Raw genomic sequence first — 16,968 nt, forward strand, 5'->3', positions numbered from 1 at the left:
TACATGAAATCTAGTTCGCGTTTTTGAATACGGGAAACCTCGGTCCTATGATGGCCCTCATGAGTGAAGTGCCTGAACCGCATACCGGATGGACCTTCCTCACCAACCACGCCCGGGTGCTGGCCGCCATCGCCGATGATCACACCGCCCGCGTACGCGACATCGCGGCACACTGCAGGCTCACCGAGCGAGCCGTGCAGAAGATCATCGTCGATCTGGAGCAGGCCGGTTATCTCTCCCACCGGCGTGAGGGGCGGGGAAACGCGTACCGCATCGAACCCGGCAAGGTGCTGCGGCACCCGGCCGAGGCGGGGCTCACCGTGGCCGCGCTGCTCGCCGTGCTCGCCCGGGACGAGGCGGACCGGAGCCGGGAGCCCGCGGACAGCGGGGCCACGGGCCGCGACGGCTGAACCGTGCGGCCCCGCGGGCATCCGGCGCGCTCCGGGCCGAACCCATGCGGTGGCCGTGCCTACGTGAGGTCCGCCGGTACGCGGATGTCCACGACGCAGACGTCGTCGCGCCGTTCCCGTTCCAGCACCGCCGTGAGCAGCGGGCCGAGTGAGCCGGGCTCGTCGGTGTGGTGGGAGAGCAGGGCCCGCGCCAGCCGTTCGATGCCGCGGTCGATGGCCTCCGACGGACGCTCCACGAGCCCGTCCGTGTACAGCAGCAGCCGGTCGCCGGGCTCCAGCCTGCACTCGATCTGCTCGAAGGCCGGGGTCGTGCTCGCGCCGAGCAGCATCCCACCGGGCCGGCCGAGCCGGCGTACCTCACCGGCACGCAGGAGCAGCGGCGGGGGATGGCCCGCCTGGGCCCAGACCAGCCGGCGCTCGTCCGGGTGGTAGTGGGCCAGCACCATGGTCGCCGTGCCGTGCGGGTCGCGCGAGTGCAGCAGCAGGGTGTTGAGCCCGCTGAGGGCAGCGGTGAGGGAGGAGCCGGTGATGACCATGCCCTTGGCGGTGAACCGGAGCTGAGCCATCGTGGCGACCGCGTCGATGCCGTGACCGGCGACGTCGCCGACCACGAACAGCGCGGTGCCGTCGGGCAGTTCGATGGCGCTGAACCAGTCCCCGCCGACATGGATGCCCGACTGGGCGGGCAGATAGGTCACCTCGACCCGCAGCCCCGCCAGTCGCAGCGGCTTGTCCGGCAGGGGCAGCAGCGCGTGCTGGAGCCGGGCGGCCAGGACCCGTTCGGCCTGGAGCGCTCCGTGCTGGGTGAGATTCTGCCGTTCGCTCCTCACCAGGGCGAGTTCGGCGTTGCGCTGTGCCGTGAGGTCCTGAAGGAAGCCGTGCACCTCGACGGGCCGGCCCTGCAGATCGGCAACCGTCTCGGCGACGGTCCGCAGATGCCGTACCCCACGCGCCGTCCGGATCCGGAACGGCACGTCGGCCGGGCGCCCTTCGCCGACCAGGGCCTCGATGGCGCGGGTCAGCGACGGCGCGTCCTGCGGCAACGCGAGGCCGGGCAGGTCGGGAAGGCGTACCGGGCCGTGGGCCGGGTCGCGGTCGAGGACCGTGAAGACCTGGGCGGACCAGGTGATGTCGCCGGAGACCAGGTTCCAGCTGGCCCAGCCGAGTCTGCCCAGCCGCTGTACGTCCGCAAGCCGCTGTTCCTGGCGGTCCGAGGGGTCGTGCCTGACCCAGCTGACGACGAGCCGGTCGCCCAGCCGTGCCACGCGTACCGAGTACGTGGACGTCTCGGCGCTGCCGGCGACCACGTCCTGCTGTGCGAACGGCGCTCCCTCGTAGGGCTTTCCGGCGCTCAGCACGTCCTGGCACCGCCGCCACAGCGACTCGTCCGCGATCGGCGGCCAGCACTCCAGGATCCGCAGACCGACCAGTTCGCGGCCGATGCGCCCGACGACGTCGACGGCCTCCGGGGTGACCGCGTCGATGCGGTAGTCCTCGACCTCGCCGGAGGCGGCGCGCAGCGGGGTGAGCAGCATCGCCGCTCCGGGCAAGGTGTCGAACACGGTCTGCACCGTGCCGGCGATGCCGGCGGTGGCCGGTTCCGGGGGCGGGCCGAACGCGCGCAGCCTGCCCGCGCACAGCCGGACGACGGCCCGCAGGTGCTCGCGGGTGGTGGGGGTGAACGGCCCGGGACGGGTGCGCAGGACGCCGATGGAGATCTCGGCGGTGCCGTCGGTCACCACGGGCAGCCAGGCGCGCGAGCGCCACTGCTCGGGCGTGCCACCGATGAGCAGGAACCGCTCCCGGTCCACCGCGAGGTCCTCCAGCCAGCGCGCCTCGCGGGTGCGCAGGGTGTCGAGCGCGGCGATGCCGGTCAGGGGCGGCACGTGGCGCCACTGCGCGGCCAGGGTGGCGTCGATGCCGGCGTGCCCGACGAGTTCGAGGCCGTCGGTGGGCAGCCTGGCGAAGATCATGACCGCGTCGGCGGCGACGGTGCGCGAGAGATGCTCCAGCAGGCATCCCGCCAGCTCCTGCGTACCGCGCACACCGACGAGCGCCCTGCCCAGTCGCCCCAGCGCGGCGGAGACGTCGTCGGCCGGATCACAGTCGCGCCCGGCGAGGGGCAGCCCCGGGGGTGTGGGGGCGTCGGTGCCTGTGGTGCCGGGGGTGCTTGGGCCGGCGGTGTGGGCGGTGCCGATGCCGGGAGCGGTGCCGACGGGGCCGGTGGTGCCGGGAACGGGAGGGCTGGGGGCGTCGGAGGCCTCGGTGGGAGGGGCGTCAGGGTCACCGGGGGCGCCGGATGCCGGGGTGCCGCGTGCGCCGGGGACGGGGCTGGGGACGCCGGTGGCGTCGGGGGCAGCGGTGACCGGGGCGCCGGGAACCGGTGCGTCACCGGTGGCCGGGTCTCCGGCTGTGGAGGTGCCCGGCGTCCCGCCGGGCGGGGCCGACGAGTCGCCGCCGAGCGTGAGCCGGCACTCCTCGATCAGCGTGTGGTCGCCGGCCCTCGCGCGCCGGAGGAGTTCCTGGTGCGCGGCGTCCGCCGAGCATCCGGTGCGTGCCATGACGGCGCCCTTGGCCCGCTCCAGGACGGCGGAGGTGGCCGCCAGGTCCCGCAGCCGGTCTCCTTCGGCGCGTCGGACGGCCCGGGATCCGGCCGCTGTGACCTTGCCGGACCCGGTGCCGTTCTCCGCCGGGATTGCGGGGTCGCTCGTCACGCGTCGAGCATCGCACAGGGACCCCCCTGGGAGCGCAAGGTCGTCCGGCGGGATTCCACTCGAAAGTGCCGGCGCGAGGCCGGCGGCAGGCACCGAGCGCGTTGCCGGGCGCACGCCGGGCCGGGGCGGGCTGCGAGGGTCACGTACGAACGCGCCCCTCAGCGACCCGAGTTGTACTCCACCAACGCGTCGGTCACCGCCCGCACGCTGCGCGCGATGTGCTGGAGCTGCAGCAACTCGGCGGCGTAGAGCTTGATCGTGTGCTCGATCACCGACTCCGGCATGCCCAGCCGCGGCAGATCGGCGCGCGCGGTCTGCAGGGCGGTGCGGGCGACCCGGACCTCCTGCTGGATCTGGAGCTGCGCGTGCCGGGCGAGCAGCACGGGGTGACGGATCAGCGCCGGGTAGCCGGCGTACCGCGCCGGTACCAGCTCGCGCAGCCACTTGGCCGCCGAGCGCTCCCAGTCGTAGCTGCCGGGGGTCTTGACCTGGCACGGCCAGTCCGGGCTGGTGCGCGTGGACGTCAGGGGCATGATCATCGCTTCCGGTGTGCTGCGGTGCGGAGGTGGTCCGCGGTGGTGGGGCGGTCCCGGCCTAGGGGATAGCCGGGACCGCCCCTACCGAACACCCGGGGCACCGATGTGGGGTAGGGGACATCGGCGTCGGGTGTCCGTGCGGGCGCCCTGGAGAGTCGGCCTGTGCGCGAGCGGGTGACCGGCTCTCCTGAGGCGGGTGCGGATCCGCGAGCAGTATTTATATATGCCGACTGCTTTGCAAGACGTATGAAAACATTCATGCGTGCTTTGAAATGAAAGGTCCCTTTGTAATGTCGTTCGGGCGCAGGCGGGGTCAGTCCCGCAGGAAGAACTGGTGCTGGTCGGAGATCTGCTCGTAGGCCTCCAGCCGGGCCTGGGTGCGCTCGGGGTCGGCGTCGGTCATGGCCTGGAGCAGCGCGGCCGCCATCACGCCGGGTGCGGCGTAGGAGTCGAAGACCAGCCGGGAGCCCGTACCGGTGGCGAAGGTGACGTCGGCCTCGTCGGCCAGCGGCCCGAAGGCCCGGTCGGTGACGAGGGCCACGCGCAGCCCGGCGTCGCGCGCGAGGCGTACGGCGGCGAGGGTCTCCTGGGCGTGCCGGGGCAGGGAGAAGGCCAGCACCCAGGTGCCGCCTGCCTCGCGGGCCTGCAGCAACGCGTCGTAGGCGACGGTGCCGCCCCGCGTCACCAGCCGCACGTCCGGATGGATGCGGCGCGAGGCGTACGCGAAGTACTCGGCGAGGGAGGCGGAGATGCGCAGGCCCAGCACGGTCAGCGGCGCCGAGTCCGACAGCCGCCGGCCGATCTCGACGACCTGGCCGGGGTCGGCGAAGTCGCGGCGGAGGTTCTCCAGGTTCTCGATCTCGGCGTCGACGGCCGCCTGCAGTTCGTTGCCGCGTTCCTCCTCGGCGCTCGTGGCACCGCCGGCCAGGGTGCCGAGGGCGATGGCCTGGAGCTTCTCCCGTAGCGCGGGGTAACCGCTGAAGCCGACGGCGGCGGCGAAACGCGTCACCGACGGCTGGCTGACCCCGACCCGGTCGGCGAGCTCGGTGATCGGCAGGAACGCGGCCTCGGTGATGTGCTCGATCAGGTACTGGGCGATGCGCCGCTGCCCCGGTGACAGCCGGGGGCGGTCGAAGAGCGCCCTGAGCTGGTAGGTCGGGGCGGCGTCCGCCTCCGGCGCGGTCTTTCCCGAGGTGATCGCGGACGCCTGTGCGCGTGCCTGTTGCGGCGATGGCACCGGTGCGCCTCCTTTGCTTCCCACGAAGCTTCAACATAGCTCACGCAACGTGGCGATCAGGGGCGCACGCGGATCGCCCCCGGCCACCGGAGCCGTGCGGTGGGCCCGCTCCCGCATCCGGCTCCCGCAGCGCACGGCACACCGTCGGCGGTGGACCCGGGAGCGGCCCCGCGGAGCCCGGCGCGACGCCGGACGCCGCACCGGGCGTCCGCCCGGCGTTCACCGAGGCGCTCGCGCGGAAAGGCTGACGGGCGTGCACCTCCCTTACCAGCGTGGCCCGTTGCACGACCTGCCGGACACCCCCGGGGCCTACGACGCCGTCCTCGCCGGCGTCGCCGAGGAAGCGCTCGCCCGGATCACACCCGACGGCAGCCTCGAACACCCCGCCGTCCGGCTCGACGTCGGCGACACCTCCCTCGGCGTCACGTCCCTGCTGGCGCTCGCCTGGCAGCGCGGCCGGGACCCGCGACTGCCGGAGGCGGTGCGCCGCAGCCTCGCCTTCCATCTGCGTGAGCGGGTGTTCCGTGAGGACAACCCGGATACCCCAACCTCAGGGTCCGCGACTCGGGACTGCCCTGCGCCCGCTTCGCGCTGCGCGCGGGCGCGCATCCGCACGGCGACTGGCCGAGCACCGTCTGGGCGCTGCTCCACGCCGTCGACGTGCTGGACGCGGCGGACGGCCTCCTCGACGACCGGGCCCGACGGGAGCTGACGGCGTTGGGGCTGGGCTACTGGCAGTGGCTGACCGAGGCCACCTTCTTCAACCCGCAGCGGGCCGGCAACCAGGCGATCGCCTGCGTCGTCGGCGGCCTCATGCTGGCCCGCCACCTCCCGCCCGCGGCGGGCAGGACGGTCCGGCTGCGCGCGATGGACCTGTACGACCGTGAGATCCGCGCCCGCCGGGTACGCGCCCGGGGCGCGCTGCTGCCGCCCGAGCACGGCGGCGCCTACGACAACAACTACGGCCCGATCTCCCTGTCCTTCCTCGCCCAGGCCCACCGGGTGAGCGGCGAGGAGGTCTTCGCCGAGGACGGCGACACCCTCGCCCGCTACCTCGACGCGCGTCTCACCGGCGGCGGCTTCGACATCGGCGGGCCCCGCTACAGCGAACAGCACTGCGGCTTCGAGGGGGTCCTGGGCCTGCGCCATTTCGGCCGCCGTACCGGCGCCGACCTCGGCCGCTACCGGGGCGACACCCGCTGGGCCCGGCACGCGGCACAACCCGACGGCGGCGTCGACGGCCACTTCGCCTTCATGCTCGTCCGGCAGATCCAGGACACCCCCGGCTGGCACCGCACGCCCTCGGCGGCCCCCGCCCGGCACCAACTGCGCGCGGGCTGCGTCTCGGTGGCGTTCGACGACCGGATGACCCCGGCCCTGATCGAGGCGGCCGGCACCTACCACCTCCCCGCCGCCGTCCACCGCCGGCACGGCCTCGGCCCGGTGACGCGGGGGCTGCTGCTGTGCCGCCCGTTCGGCGAGGTCCGCGTCCGTGACCTCCGCACCGGCGGCCTGGCGGGCAAGCTCGTCACCCAGCCGGTCGTGGACCGCGAGCGCGTCCTGCGCCATGTGCGGTCCCTGTACGTCACCGACGGCACGCGCCTGTGGGTGACGGTCGCCGTGCAGCGGCTGGCCGGGACGCCGTATCTGCTGGCCGGAATGCCCTACGCTGCGGACGACGGCGACCGGGTGCGCAGGACCGCGCGGCCCGCCGGTGTGGCCTCGGCCGGCAGCCTGGGTCTGACGCACCCCGCGTCGGCGGGCACCGACCACTTCGACGCCCGCGCGGAGATCACCCAGGAGCAGGCGGCGTTCGCGCTCTCCGCCGACCCACGGGTCTTCGGCAACCCGGACGACAGCTGGCGCCATCTGGTCTCCTCGACGGCCCTGGAGGCGGGCCCGGCCCCCGGTGCACCGGCGGAGCTGCACGTCTTCGCCGTGCGCTACGGCGATGCCGGCCCGTTCACCGCGGAGTTGGAGGCCGGCGCGCGCGGTCTGACAGTCCGCACCGACGCGTTCACCGCCCTGATCGGCGACGCGGCGGGCGACGCCCACGGTGAACCGGAACTGACGCTGCGGCCCTCCTGAGGCCTGCCGTCCGGATCACACCGCACCCGCGGGCCGGCCGCCCGTCGGCCGCGCGGACGACGCCGCGGGTCAGTACACCTGGTCCGCCTCCACCACCAGGTCCGCGAGGTCCCGTGTGGCCGCCACCAGCTCCGCGTTGCGCTGGTCCGTGCGCATCACCCAGGCCACCGCCTCCTCGTGGCCCTTGCCGAACTCCTCGTGCCGGGCGACGAGGCGGCGGATCCGCTCCGGCTCGGGCAGCTCGCAGAACCACACCTCGTCCAGCTCGGGCCGCACACGTGCCCACGCACCCGAGCCGAGCAGCAGGTAGTTGCCCTCGGTCACGATCAGGCGGGCGTCCGGCGGGACCGGGACCACGCCCGCGATCGGCTGCTCCAGGACCCGCTCGAAGCCCGGCGCGTACACCACGTCCCGCCGGTCCTCGTGCAGTCGGCGCAGCAGGGCGGCGTACCCGGCCGCGTCGAAGGTGTCGGGGGCCCCTTTGCGGTCGCGGCGGCCGAGCCGGTCGAGTTCGGCGTCGGCGAGGTGGAAGCCGTCCATGGGGACGTGCGCCACCCAGGGCCGAGCGGTGCCGTTCAGCTCCCGCACGAGCCGTTCGGCGAGGGTCGTCTTGCCCGCGCCCGGACTGCCGGTGATGCCGAGGACGGCCCGGCGGCCGCCCGTCGCGAGGCCGCGGGCGCGGGCGAGGAGGTCGTCGAAGGTCACCGGCACACGGCGAAGTGTGTCATCCGGGCCGGTGCGAGGGCCTCGGGGGCGGTGAGGAACCGGACAACGCAGGCACCCGGCCACCACTCGCTCCCGAACAGGTGGCTTCCGTGCGGCTCGTGTGGCCCGCGCCACCCGCTGGACCCCGCCCCGCGGGGAAGCGTTCCTGTATGACGCAGCTCGGTCCACCCGAAGAAATCCTGGCCTGCCTCTTCGACCTCGACGGGGTCGTCACCAGGACGGCCGTGGTCCACGCCGCCGCCTGGAAGGAGACCTTCGACGCCTTCCTGCGGGAGCGCGAGGGCGACTCCTTCCGGCCCTTCGACGACGTCGCCGACTACGACGAGTACGTGGACGGCCGCCCCCGCGCGGACGGCGTGCGCACCTTCCTCGCCTCGCGCGGCATCCGGCTGCCCGAAGGCACCCCCGGCGACCCGCCCGACGCCCCGACCGTGCACGGCGTCGGCAACCGCAAGAACGACGTCTTGCTGGAGAAGATCCGCACCGGCGGCGTCGAGGCCTACGACAGCACCCTGCGCTACATCGAGGCGGCCCGCGCCCGGGGCCTGCGCACCGCGATCGTCTCGTCCAGCGCCAACTGCCGTGACGTGCTGCGCGCGATCGACGCCGAGGACCTGTTCGACGTCCGTGTCGACGGCGTCGTGGCGGCGGAGCGCGGGCTGCCCGGGAAGCCGCGCCCGGACACCTTCCTGGCCGCCGCCCAGCAACTCGGCGTCGAGGCGCGGCGGGCGGCCGTGTTCGAGGACGCGCTGGCCGGCATGGACGCCGGCCGCGCGGGCAGCTTCGGTTACGTCGTCGGCGTCGACCGTGCCGGACAGGCCGAGGCCCTGTACGCGCACGGGGCGGACCGGGTCGTACGGGATCTCGCCGAACTGGGGGGCATGGAGTGATCACACAGGGGGCGTACGCCGTCGAGCCGTGGACCGTGCGCGAGACGGACCTCGAACTCGGCATGCTGGCACAGAGCGAGTCCGTCTTCGCGCTGTCCAACGGCCACGTCGGCTGGCGCGGCAACCTCGACGAGGGGGAGCCGCACGGCCTGCCGGGCTCCTACCTCAACGGCGTGCACGAGGTGCACCCGCTGCCGTACGCCGAAGCCGGCTACGGCTATCCGGAGTCCGGCCAGACCGTCATCAACGTCACCAACGGCAAGGTGGTCCGGCTGCTCGTCGACGACGAGCCGTTCGACCTGCGCTACGGCCGGCTCGTCGCGCACGAACGCACCCTCGACCTGCGCCGGGGCGTGCTGGAGCGGGTCTGCGAATGGACCTCGCCGGCCGGCTCGACGGTCCGGGTGCGCTCGACGCGGCTGGTGTCGCTCACCCAACGGGCCGTCGCCGCCGTGGCGTACGAGGTCGAACCGGTCGACAGCCGTACGCGGGTGGTCATCCAGTCGGAGCTCGTCGCCAACGAGAGCCTGCCCGAGCCGGACGGCGACCCTCGGGCCGCACGCGCGCTGAAGTCGCCCCTGGAGCCCGAGGAGGACTTCGCCGACGGGTCCCGGCTGCGACTGGTGCACCGCACCCGGCACAGCGGTCTGCGTGTGGCGGTGGCCGCCGATCATGTCGTGACCGGCCCCGAACGCACGACGACCGGCAGCGAGAGCAATGTGGACGTGTCCCGCCTGACCGTCACCTCCGTGCTCGACCCCGGCCAGCGGCTGCGGGTGGAGAAGCTGGTCGCGCACGGCTGGTCCGGCGTCCGCTCCCGGCCGGCGATGAGCGACCAGGTGGAGGCGGCGCTGGCGGCGGCCGCGCACAGCGGCTGGCAGGGGCTGCTCGACGAACAGCGCGCGTACCTGGACGACTTCTGGGCACGGGCCGACGTGGAGGTCGACGGCGACGAGGAGATCCAGCAGGCGGTCCGCTTCGCCCTCTTCCACGTCCTGCAGGCCGGCGCCCGCGCGGAGGGCCGGGCGATCCCGGCCAAGGGCCTGACCGGCTCGGGCTACGACGGTCACGCCTTCTGGGACACCGAGACCTTCGTGCTTCCCCTGCTGACCTACACCGAGCCCGGCGCCGTCGCCGAGGCGCTGCGCTGGCGGCAGACCACCCTGCCCGCGGCCCGCGAACGCGCCACCCAACTCGGCCTGCGCGGCGCCGCTTTCCCGTGGCGCACCTTCGACGGCTCGGAGGGCTCGGCATACTGGCCCGCCGGTACCGCCGCCTTCCATGTCAACGCCGACATAGCCAACGCCGTGGTGCGCTACGTGGCGGCGGCCGGCGACCGCGACTTCGAGCGCGACACCGGGGTGGAGCTGCTGGTGGAGACCGCACGGCTGTGGCGCTCGCTGGGCCATCACGACCCCCACGGCACCTTCCACATAGACGGGGTCACCGGCCCGGACGAGTACAGCGCCATTGCCGACGACAACACGTACACCAACCTGATGGCCCGGGCGAATCTGCTGGCCGCCGCCGAGGTCGTCGAGCGCCACCCCGGACAGGCCGCGCGGCTGGACGCCGACGCCGAGGAGAGCGCCGGCTGGCGGGACGCGGCACACGCCATGCACCTCCCGTACAACGCCGACCTCGGTGTGCACGAGCAGCACGCGGGCTTCACCCGCTACCAGCACTGGGACTTCGCGGCGACCGGTTCCGGCCGGTTCCCGCTGATGCTGCACTTCCCCTACTTCGACCTGTACCGCAAGCAGGTCGTCAAGCAGGCGGACCTGGTCCTCGCGATGTACACCTGCGGCAGCCACTTCGACGACGAGCACATCGCCCGCAACTTCGCCTACTACGAGCCGCTGACGGTGCGGGACTCCTCGCTCTCCGCCTGCGTCCAGGCCGTCGTCGCCGCCCAGGCCGGCCACCTCGGCCTCGCCTACGACTACACCGTCGAGGCGGCCCTGATGGACCTGGCCGACCTGGAGCAGAACACCCGCGACGGACTGCACATGGCCTCGCTGGCCGGTACCTGGACGGCGCTGGTCGCCGGCTTCGGCGGGATGCGCCGCGACGGCGACACGCTGCGCTTCGCGCCCCGGCTGCCCGAGCAGTTCAGCAGGCTGGCGTTCACGATCCAGCTCCTGGACCGCCGCCTGCATGTGGAGATCGCCCCCGACAAGGCCACGTACACCCTGCTGTCCGGTGCGCCCCTGACGATCGGTCACCACGGCGAACCCCTGGAGGTCGGCCCCGACGAGCCCGCCGTCGGCACGGTCCCCGCGACGCCCACCCGCCCGGCGCCGCAGCAGCCCCCGCACCGTGCCCCGAACGCCCGCTGAACCGCCGGCGGGCGGCCCGCGACGGCCACGGCCCTGTGTCTCAGCGGGCGAGCGGGCGTGGCGTCAGGGCGTCCTCCACCGCCTCGCCCCGGCCGTCCGGCTCGACCCGGTACAGCCGGGCGCCCGCCGCGCGGGTCACCGTCTCCACCAGTTCCCCGCCCTGGAACAGTGCCCCGACCCCGTCGTCCAGTGCCCACCCCGGGGCAAGCGCGCCGGCCGCCACGGCCGCCCGGTACGAGGGGCGGCGGCCCGGTTCGCCGTCGTAGTGCGGGCAGACCGAGCCGGGAAGCAGACCCAGGCCGTCCGGCAGGAAGGTGAGCGGGCCGAACGAGTCGGTGTGCGAGCCCTCGGCCCAGCAGTTGGCACCGGCGCTGATCCCGCACAGCAGGGTGCCGCGCTCTGCGGCCTCGGTGAGCAGCCGGTCGACACCGTGCGCGCGCCAGACGGCCGGCAGGTTCGCGGTGTTGCCGCCGCCGGCGTACACCACGTCCTGCGCGAGCAGGAACGCCCGCAGCCCTGCGTCGTCCAGCTCCCGCCGGAACAGGTGCAGTACGGACGGCTCGCACCGGCGTGGCCCGAACGCGCCGAGGAACCGCTCGACGTAGGCGGGCGCGTCGCCGCTCGCGGTGGGGACGAAGCACACCTTCGGTCCGGACGTGCGGGCGAGGCCCAGCACCCAGTCGTCCAGCAGCCCGTCGTCGTCGGTGGAGAAACCCCCGCCGAGCAGCGCGAGACGAGGTGCGGGTGCGGCGGTCACGGGCATGCCTCCCGGGCGCGGGGCGTGGAGTGAACTCGCCCCAGTGTGGCAGTGCTCAAAGGCGCAGCTGACCCCGCCACCTGGTGATCTCCTTCACCGGGTCTCCCGTGTACGACCATGGGGTTCGCGTGAACCGGTCGCCGAGCAGGCGGAGCAGCTCGCCGGCGATGTCCGGGGCACCGGCGTGACAGGCCGCGTGGGCCAGGTGGTTGAGGTCGCGCAGCTCGACCGGGGTGACCGGCACGTCCGGGCGTTCCCGGATCCAGCGCTGCCAGGTGCGGCGCACGTCGCTGACGGCTCCGTCGTGGTCCCAGTGCTGACCGAGCGCGACCGAGGAGTGGCGGCCGCGGGCGGCGTCCAGGGCGTAGCGGAACTCCTCGACGCGGGCGTACTGCACCAGCACCGGCAGCGCGCAGCCGGGCGGGGCCACTCCCGCGGCGTCGCGGGCGAAGTCGTACATCAGGCCGTGGGTGCCGTGCCAGCGGGAGGAGTAGTAGTGCAGGATCTGTAGGTGGCCCTCCATGCTGTACGGGTCGCGCCGGTGCAACTCGTCCCACCAGCGCCCGAGTTCGCGTCTGCGCAGCCCTTGCGGATACAGGCGGGCGACGGAGATCAGCGAGATCCACGGCGTCGGGTCCGCCGGGCAGGCCTCGCTGGCGCGCAGGCACGCCAGCACCGTGCCGTCGACGCGCTCCTGGTCGATGGGCACGCCACGGCCGGCCGCGATGGCCATGTCGAACGCCCGGGCGGTCTCGGTCGCGGCCCGCAGGACCAGCGCGTCGCCGCTGTACGGTTCGGCGGCCAGCCAGGACTCCAGGGCCGAACTGCCCGCGCAGGCCTGGGCGAGCAGCCGCACCCGGTGCCCCCGCAGGGGCCAGTCGGACCCGGTGGAGCGCAGCAGTTCGCGCAGCCCCTGCCAGCGGCCGATGACGATGTCGTGGCGGGCCGCGGTGAGGTCCGCGTCCCCGCCGTCGGGGTCGAAGTCGGGAGTGAAGCGGTCACGCGCCATCGGGGTCTCTTTCAGAAGTCGGTGGAGAGACCCTCGTGGCGGTGGGAGTGCGCCGCCGGCCGGCCGCCGGGCGGACGGTACGGCGCGATGGCGCGGGTCGCGTCCAGCCGGTCGGGCCGGTAGTAGTCGCTGCCCCGGTGCCGGTACCACAGCATCGGAACCAGCCCCACGGCGAGCCCGCCGACGCCGATCGCGACCGCCGCCGCGCTCAACCCGCTCAGGGACTCGACGAAGACCCAGAACATGAACAGCGAGCCCAGCAGCGGCCACACCCCACCGAGCACGAAGTGCACCGGCGAGCGCAACAGCATCCCGCGGTAGGCGACGACCGCGGCGAGTCCGGCCAGGCCGTAGTAGACGGCGATCTGCAGTCCGATCGCGGAGATGGCCTCGGAGAGGATCTCGCCCACCGAGCCCAGCGCGTTCGCGGCGACGAACATCGCCACCGCCACCGCGCCGACCACGGCGATCGCCACCCACGGTGTGTTCCAACGGCGGTGCACCCGGCCCAGCGCGGCCGGCAGCGTACGGTCCCGGCCCATCGCGAACAGCGACCGCGTCACCTGGATCAGCGTGGTCTCCAGGGTGGCGATCGTGGACAGCATCACCGCCACGACGATCAGCTTGCCGCCCCACCCCGGCCAGAGCTCGTCGCCGAGCACGGCCAGCACGTCGGCGCCGTTCTCCTCGATCTGCCCCGTGGACAGCACGACGTTCACGGCGATGGTGAGCACCAGGAACAGCAGGAAGACGATGCCCACACCGATCAGGCCCGCGAGGCCCGTGGTACGGCGGCTGTTGCGGGTCTCCTCACTGAGATTGCAGGCGACGTCCCAGCCCCAGTAGTAGAACGCGGCGACCAGCGCACCGGACGCGAAGCCCGACAGCCCGTCGAAGTGGCCGAACCCCAGCCAGGACCAGTCGAACGCGCGGGCGTTGTCCGAGTGCAGCAGCGCGAGCACCGCGAACACCGCCAGAACGACCAGCTCCACACCCGACATCAGCAGCTGTGCGCGCACGGTGAGCCGCGCGCCGCCCAGCACCACCAGCAGCATCACCAGGAACCAGCCCGCGCCGACCACCGAGGCCGTCGCCGTGTCGTCCGCCAGCTCCTCGTCGAACAGGGCCAGCGTCATCGCCCCGGCGGGCAGTGAGCCGGCCACCATGAAGATGGTCGCCGACACCACCAGCGCCCAGCCGCTGATGAACCCCAGGAACGGGTGGAGCGTGCGGCCCACCCAGGAGTAGCTGGCGCCCGCGTTCACGTCGATACGGCTGAGATAGCTGAACGCGAGCGCGATGCCCAGCATGGGGATCGCGCAGTAGAGCAGCGCCGCCGGGCCGGCCAGCCCCACCGCCCCGAACAGGACGGCCGTGGTCGCGGCCAGCGAGTACGCCGGGGCGCTGCCCGCGACCGCCATCACCACGGTGTCGAACGTACCGAGGGCGCCTGCCTGAAGCCCTCTGCCCGTGCTCTTGCTCATGCCTGCGCTGCTTTCGCCTTGCACGCCGTCGGGACGCCCCGGCGTCGTAAGTGGTGGGGGGTGAACCCGCCCCCGGCCGAAGAGGGATGGCCTCGGGTCGGGGCGGCGGAGGAGAGGAGGGTGGGCCGGTGCCGGCCGTCCCGTTGCCAGACGGTCACACCGTGTGTGCGAGTGATGATAGCCCCGCGCGTGGGCCGTGCAAGATTGACCTCCGGGGAACGGACGCGGACTGCCGCTCCGCCAACTCCGGTGCCGGTCGGGCGCCTTGCGGCCGACGAAGCGGAACGGGCGCGCCGCCGCGGGGGCCGGACCCCGGGAGGCGTGATTGGAGCGCGGCCTGCGGGAAACGCGGACAGGGACCGAAGCCAGGACCGACGAGCCGACGCGACGCGACAGGAGGCAGTCATGGGCAGCGAAGGCACGCGCCCCGGACCGATGGCGGACGACGCGAGGGCCGACGACGCCTACCAGCCCACCGGGACCAACGAGGAGCAGGAGGACGCCGCGCCCCTCGACCTGCAGGACGCGGTCGACGAGCGCACGTACGACGACCTCCTGGACGAGGGCTACTCGCCGCCGGAGAAGCCCCTGGGCGTGACCGGGCACGGCACCACGGCCGCCGAGCAGCACACCGGCGAGACGCTCGACCAGCGCCTGGCCCAGGAGCGGCCCGACGTGGGCGAGGCCGCCGGGGACGGCATCGGCGACCTGCCCGGCGGCGCGGGCGAGCCGGTCGACCCCGAGGCGGGCAGCGAGCGCGCCGGGCGCCTGGTGGCCCCGGACGAGGGGGCGCACCCGGACACGACGAAGGAGGCGGTGGCCGAGGACAAGGGGGTCGACGCGGGGGCGGCCGGCGCCGAGGAGGCCGCCGTGCACGTGGTGGACGAGGACCGGACGTGACCGCCGGGCGGGCTGTGCCGGGTCGGTCTGCCGGAGCCTGTTCGTGGCGCCCTTCGTGGCGTCCAGGGCGGCCACCTTGTAGGACTCCGCCGGCGTCCTTGGCGCGGCACACGTCAGCCCCCGCGGGACGGCCGTCCGTCAGCCGCGTGGGCGGCGCCGCGGGTCGAAACACCTAGGGCAGCAGCTTGTCGAGCGCCGCGTCGCCCTCCTGGGCCAGCTTGCGCCGTGCCCACTCCAGGTTCTTCGGTGTGAGGTCCTTGCCCGAGGCAAGCACCACGTCCTCCGGCGACACGTCCGTGCCGGTACGGGGGTGGAGGAGGGCGTCCGGGGTGACACGGTCCGCGGACTCCCGGGACGCGTCGGGCTGTGGCGTCGACATGATCTCTGCTCCTCCGGTCCGGGGCTCTGCTGCGGACCCGGTGGGGTCATCGGGTCCACTTACACCATTCAACGCCGGAGCACTCCCTGCATCCGCAAGCGTGATCACCGGGCCCCCGCCCGTGGTCGTGAGCGCCCCCGCGCGGCGGCTCCTGTGGCACCTGAACAGCGGCGGAAGTCACCGCGGCCCCGCAGCCCGGGGAGCGAGGACGAGGATCGTGACGTCGTCGTGGATGCTCCGGGTGTGCCGCAGCAGGTCCTCCCATACGCGGTCGGGGAGCCCCGGGCGGCCGTCACCGTACAGCAGCGCCAGCCGCTCGGTCAGCGGGTAGAACGTGCCGGCCGGGTCACGGGCCTCGAAGAGCCCGTCCGAGGCGAGGACGAGCCGGTCGCCCGGCTCCAGCGGGACTGTCCCCCCGCGGGGCGCGACGGTGCCGCCGAGGCCCAGCCCCAGCGGCGTGCACGCCTCGACCGCGACGTCCCTGGCCGTGCCCGAGCGCAGCAGGACCGGTGGCGGATGCCCACAGGTCAGCACCCGGACGGAGCGCGCGTCGGGGGCGAACTCCAGCAGCACGGCCGTCGCGAACAGATCGGCGTGCCGGCTCTCCGCCGCGTCCACCGTCAGCCGGCGGTCCAGCCGGCCGGCCACCGACTCCAGGTCGGGCTGGTCGAGCGCCGCCTCCCGGAAGGCACCCAGCAGTGTGGCCACCGTGCCGATGGCCGCCAGTCCGTGCCCCTGGACGTCGCCCAGCACGGCGCGCACCCCCCACGGTCCGTCCCGCACGTCGTAGAAGTCCCCGCCGACCAGCGTCCCGCGCTGCGCCGCCCGGTACAGGCCCGCGCAGCGCACCGGGCCGACCGCCTCGGGCAGCGGCGGGAGCAGGGCCCGCTGCGCGGCCTCGGCGATGGTGCGTTCCAGATCGAGCTGGGCGTCGCGATGGCTGCGCACGAAGGACACGAACACGCTCAGCAGGGCGACGAAGCCGATGGTCCACAGGTCGGTGTCGCCGGGCCGGTCCAGCTGCAGCGCCGGAATGTTCAGCAGTACGATCGCGCTGCCGCCGAGCAGCGCCGTCCCCAGGGGCCCGTACGACAGGACGGCCAGCGGAGGGATGGCGCCGAGCAGGAATCCGATGTCGAGCGGATCGTCACTGAGCGCCGTGGCCGTGGTCACGCCGATGATCAGGACGACCGGCAGCACCCGCACCCAGCGTGGCGGAGGCGCGCCCCGCAGCCAGCCCCGGCGGTCCAGGCGCCGGAGCGGTGACAGCACGTGCGCCGTATCCACACCACCACGCTGCTACGCCGGGCGGGGCGCCGCACGTCGGGTTGGCGGTGCCGGTGTCATGCCGGCGGCGCGCGAGGCGCGGACCGGACGGACGACGCAGGCGGTGTGCGGTTCGAGGGCGAGCCGGTACGTGATCAGCGGCGGGGAACAGGCCCGCGAACTCGCCCTGGACAGCGGGACGTCGACGGGTCGACGGCTGGAACTGCCGCGCT

Annotated in this window: 13 protein-coding genes and 1 pseudogene; 5 read left to right on the plus strand and 9 right to left on the minus strand. The window is 73.8% G+C overall.

What is annotated here, in order from left to right; genetic code table 11:
* The first annotated feature begins 59 nt into the window (after window positions 1-59).
* On the plus strand, window positions 60-410 hold the full coding sequence (locus ACGF8A_RS15925; protein ID WP_393108406.1) for a MarR family transcriptional regulator: 351 nt from the start codon (window positions 60-62) through the stop codon (window positions 408-410).
* Between the two features lie 59 nt (window positions 411-469).
* Here the strand turns inward: ACGF8A_RS15925 and ACGF8A_RS15930 are convergent, their stop codons facing one another.
* The 3 genes from ACGF8A_RS15930 to ACGF8A_RS15940 form a co-directional block, all read right to left on the minus strand.
* A complete protein-coding gene (locus ACGF8A_RS15930; protein ID WP_393108408.1) occupies window positions 470-3,124 on the minus strand; it encodes a SpoIIE family protein phosphatase in 2,655 nt (884 codons plus the stop codon).
* A gap of 158 nt (window positions 3,125-3,282) precedes the next feature.
* A complete protein-coding gene (locus ACGF8A_RS15935; RefSeq protein WP_393108410.1) occupies window positions 3,283-3,663 on the minus strand; it encodes a hypothetical protein in 381 nt (126 codons plus the stop codon).
* A gap of 310 nt (window positions 3,664-3,973) precedes the next feature.
* Window positions 3,974-4,897: a MurR/RpiR family transcriptional regulator gene (locus tag ACGF8A_RS15940; RefSeq protein ID WP_393108412.1), complete on the minus strand. Its 924-nt coding sequence runs from the start codon at window positions 4,895-4,897 to the stop codon at window positions 3,974-3,976.
* 253 nt (window positions 4,898-5,150) lie between these two features.
* Between ACGF8A_RS15940 and ACGF8A_RS15945 the strand changes: the two are divergent.
* A pseudogene (locus ACGF8A_RS15945) lies at window positions 5,151-6,985 on the plus strand (hypothetical protein).
* Window positions 6,986-7,054: 69 nt separating this feature from the next.
* Here ACGF8A_RS15945 and ACGF8A_RS15950 read toward each other — a convergent pair.
* Complete coding sequence (locus tag ACGF8A_RS15950; RefSeq protein ID WP_393108414.1) at window positions 7,055-7,696, minus strand: nucleoside/nucleotide kinase family protein; 642 nt, start codon at window positions 7,694-7,696, stop codon at window positions 7,055-7,057.
* Window positions 7,697-7,860: 164 nt separating this feature from the next.
* Here ACGF8A_RS15950 and ACGF8A_RS15955 point away from each other — a divergent pair, with 164 nt between their 5' ends.
* Together ACGF8A_RS15955 and ACGF8A_RS15960 are read left to right on the plus strand one after the other, a co-directional pair.
* The gene (locus ACGF8A_RS15955) at window positions 7,861-8,601 is read left to right on the plus strand and encodes a beta-phosphoglucomutase family hydrolase (RefSeq protein ID WP_393108416.1); all 741 of its coding nucleotides are present in this window, start codon (window positions 7,861-7,863) and stop codon (window positions 8,599-8,601) included.
* Complete coding sequence (locus ACGF8A_RS15960; RefSeq protein WP_393108418.1) at window positions 8,598-10,940, plus strand: glycoside hydrolase family 65 protein; 2,343 nt, start codon at window positions 8,598-8,600, stop codon at window positions 10,938-10,940. Before ACGF8A_RS15955 ends, ACGF8A_RS15960 begins: the two co-directional genes overlap by 4 nt.
* A 40-nt stretch (window positions 10,941-10,980) precedes the next feature.
* On the opposite strand, the gene ACGF8A_RS15965 is transcribed toward ACGF8A_RS15960, so the two are convergent.
* The 3 genes from ACGF8A_RS15965 to ACGF8A_RS15975 are packed head-to-tail and all read right to left on the minus strand — an operon-like array spanning window position 10,981 to window position 14,190.
* Complete coding sequence (locus tag ACGF8A_RS15965) at window positions 10,981-11,703, minus strand: Type 1 glutamine amidotransferase-like domain-containing protein (RefSeq protein WP_393108420.1); 723 nt, start codon at window positions 11,701-11,703, stop codon at window positions 10,981-10,983.
* Window positions 11,704-11,752: 49 nt separating this feature from the next.
* Window positions 11,753-12,706, minus strand: a complete 954-nt coding sequence (locus ACGF8A_RS15970; RefSeq protein WP_393108422.1) for a hypothetical protein — start codon at window positions 12,704-12,706, stop codon at window positions 11,753-11,755.
* An 11-nt stretch (window positions 12,707-12,717) separates the two neighbouring features.
* Complete coding sequence (locus ACGF8A_RS15975) at window positions 12,718-14,190, minus strand: APC family permease (protein WP_393108424.1); 1,473 nt, start codon at window positions 14,188-14,190, stop codon at window positions 12,718-12,720.
* A gap of 435 nt (window positions 14,191-14,625) precedes the next feature.
* On the opposite strand from ACGF8A_RS15975, the gene ACGF8A_RS15980 reads away from it, so the two are divergent.
* Window positions 14,626-15,090, plus strand: a complete 465-nt coding sequence (locus tag ACGF8A_RS15980; protein ID WP_393108524.1) for a DUF5709 domain-containing protein — start codon at window positions 14,626-14,628, stop codon at window positions 15,088-15,090.
* Window positions 15,091-15,262: 172 nt separating this feature from the next.
* On the opposite strand, the gene ACGF8A_RS15985 is transcribed toward ACGF8A_RS15980, so the two are convergent.
* Together ACGF8A_RS15985 and ACGF8A_RS15990 are read right to left on the minus strand one after the other, a co-directional pair.
* Window positions 15,263-15,469 carry a hypothetical protein gene (locus ACGF8A_RS15985; protein ID WP_393108426.1) on the minus strand — a complete coding sequence of 69 codons (207 nt, stop codon included), beginning with the start codon at window positions 15,467-15,469 and terminating at the stop codon, window positions 15,263-15,265.
* A gap of 177 nt (window positions 15,470-15,646) precedes the next feature.
* Window positions 15,647-16,756: a PP2C family protein-serine/threonine phosphatase gene (locus tag ACGF8A_RS15990; RefSeq protein ID WP_393108428.1), complete on the minus strand. Its 1,110-nt coding sequence runs from the start codon at window positions 16,754-16,756 to the stop codon at window positions 15,647-15,649.
* Between the last annotated feature and the right edge of the window lie 212 nt (window positions 16,757-16,968).

The organism is Streptomyces sp. NPDC047706 (assembly GCF_043204795.1).
Taxonomy (GTDB): Bacteria; Actinomycetota; Actinomycetes; order Streptomycetales; family Streptomycetaceae; genus Streptomyces.

Bases quoted from the DNA above. Each gene is read 5' to 3' on its own strand.
- ACGF8A_RS15925 (WP_393108406.1), top strand. From the start codon at position 60: ATGAGTGAAGTGCCTGAACCGCATACCGGATGGACCTTCCTCACCAAC.
- ACGF8A_RS15935 (WP_393108410.1), bottom strand. From the start codon at position 3,663: ATGATCATGCCCCTGACGTCCACGCGCACCAGCCCGGACTGGCCGTGC.
- ACGF8A_RS15955 (WP_393108416.1), top strand. From the start codon at position 7,861: ATGACGCAGCTCGGTCCACCCGAAGAAATCCTGGCCTGCCTCTTCGAC.
- ACGF8A_RS15965 (WP_393108420.1), bottom strand. From the start codon at position 11,703: ATGCCCGTGACCGCCGCACCCGCACCTCGTCTCGCGCTGCTCGGCGGG.
- ACGF8A_RS15970 (WP_393108422.1), bottom strand. From the start codon at position 12,706: ATGGCGCGTGACCGCTTCACTCCCGACTTCGACCCCGACGGCGGGGAC.
- ACGF8A_RS15975 (WP_393108424.1), bottom strand. From the start codon at position 14,190: ATGAGCAAGAGCACGGGCAGAGGGCTTCAGGCAGGCGCCCTCGGTACG.
- ACGF8A_RS15980 (WP_393108524.1), top strand. From the start codon at position 14,626: ATGGCGGACGACGCGAGGGCCGACGACGCCTACCAGCCCACCGGGACC.
- ACGF8A_RS15985 (WP_393108426.1), bottom strand. From the start codon at position 15,469: ATGTCGACGCCACAGCCCGACGCGTCCCGGGAGTCCGCGGACCGTGTC.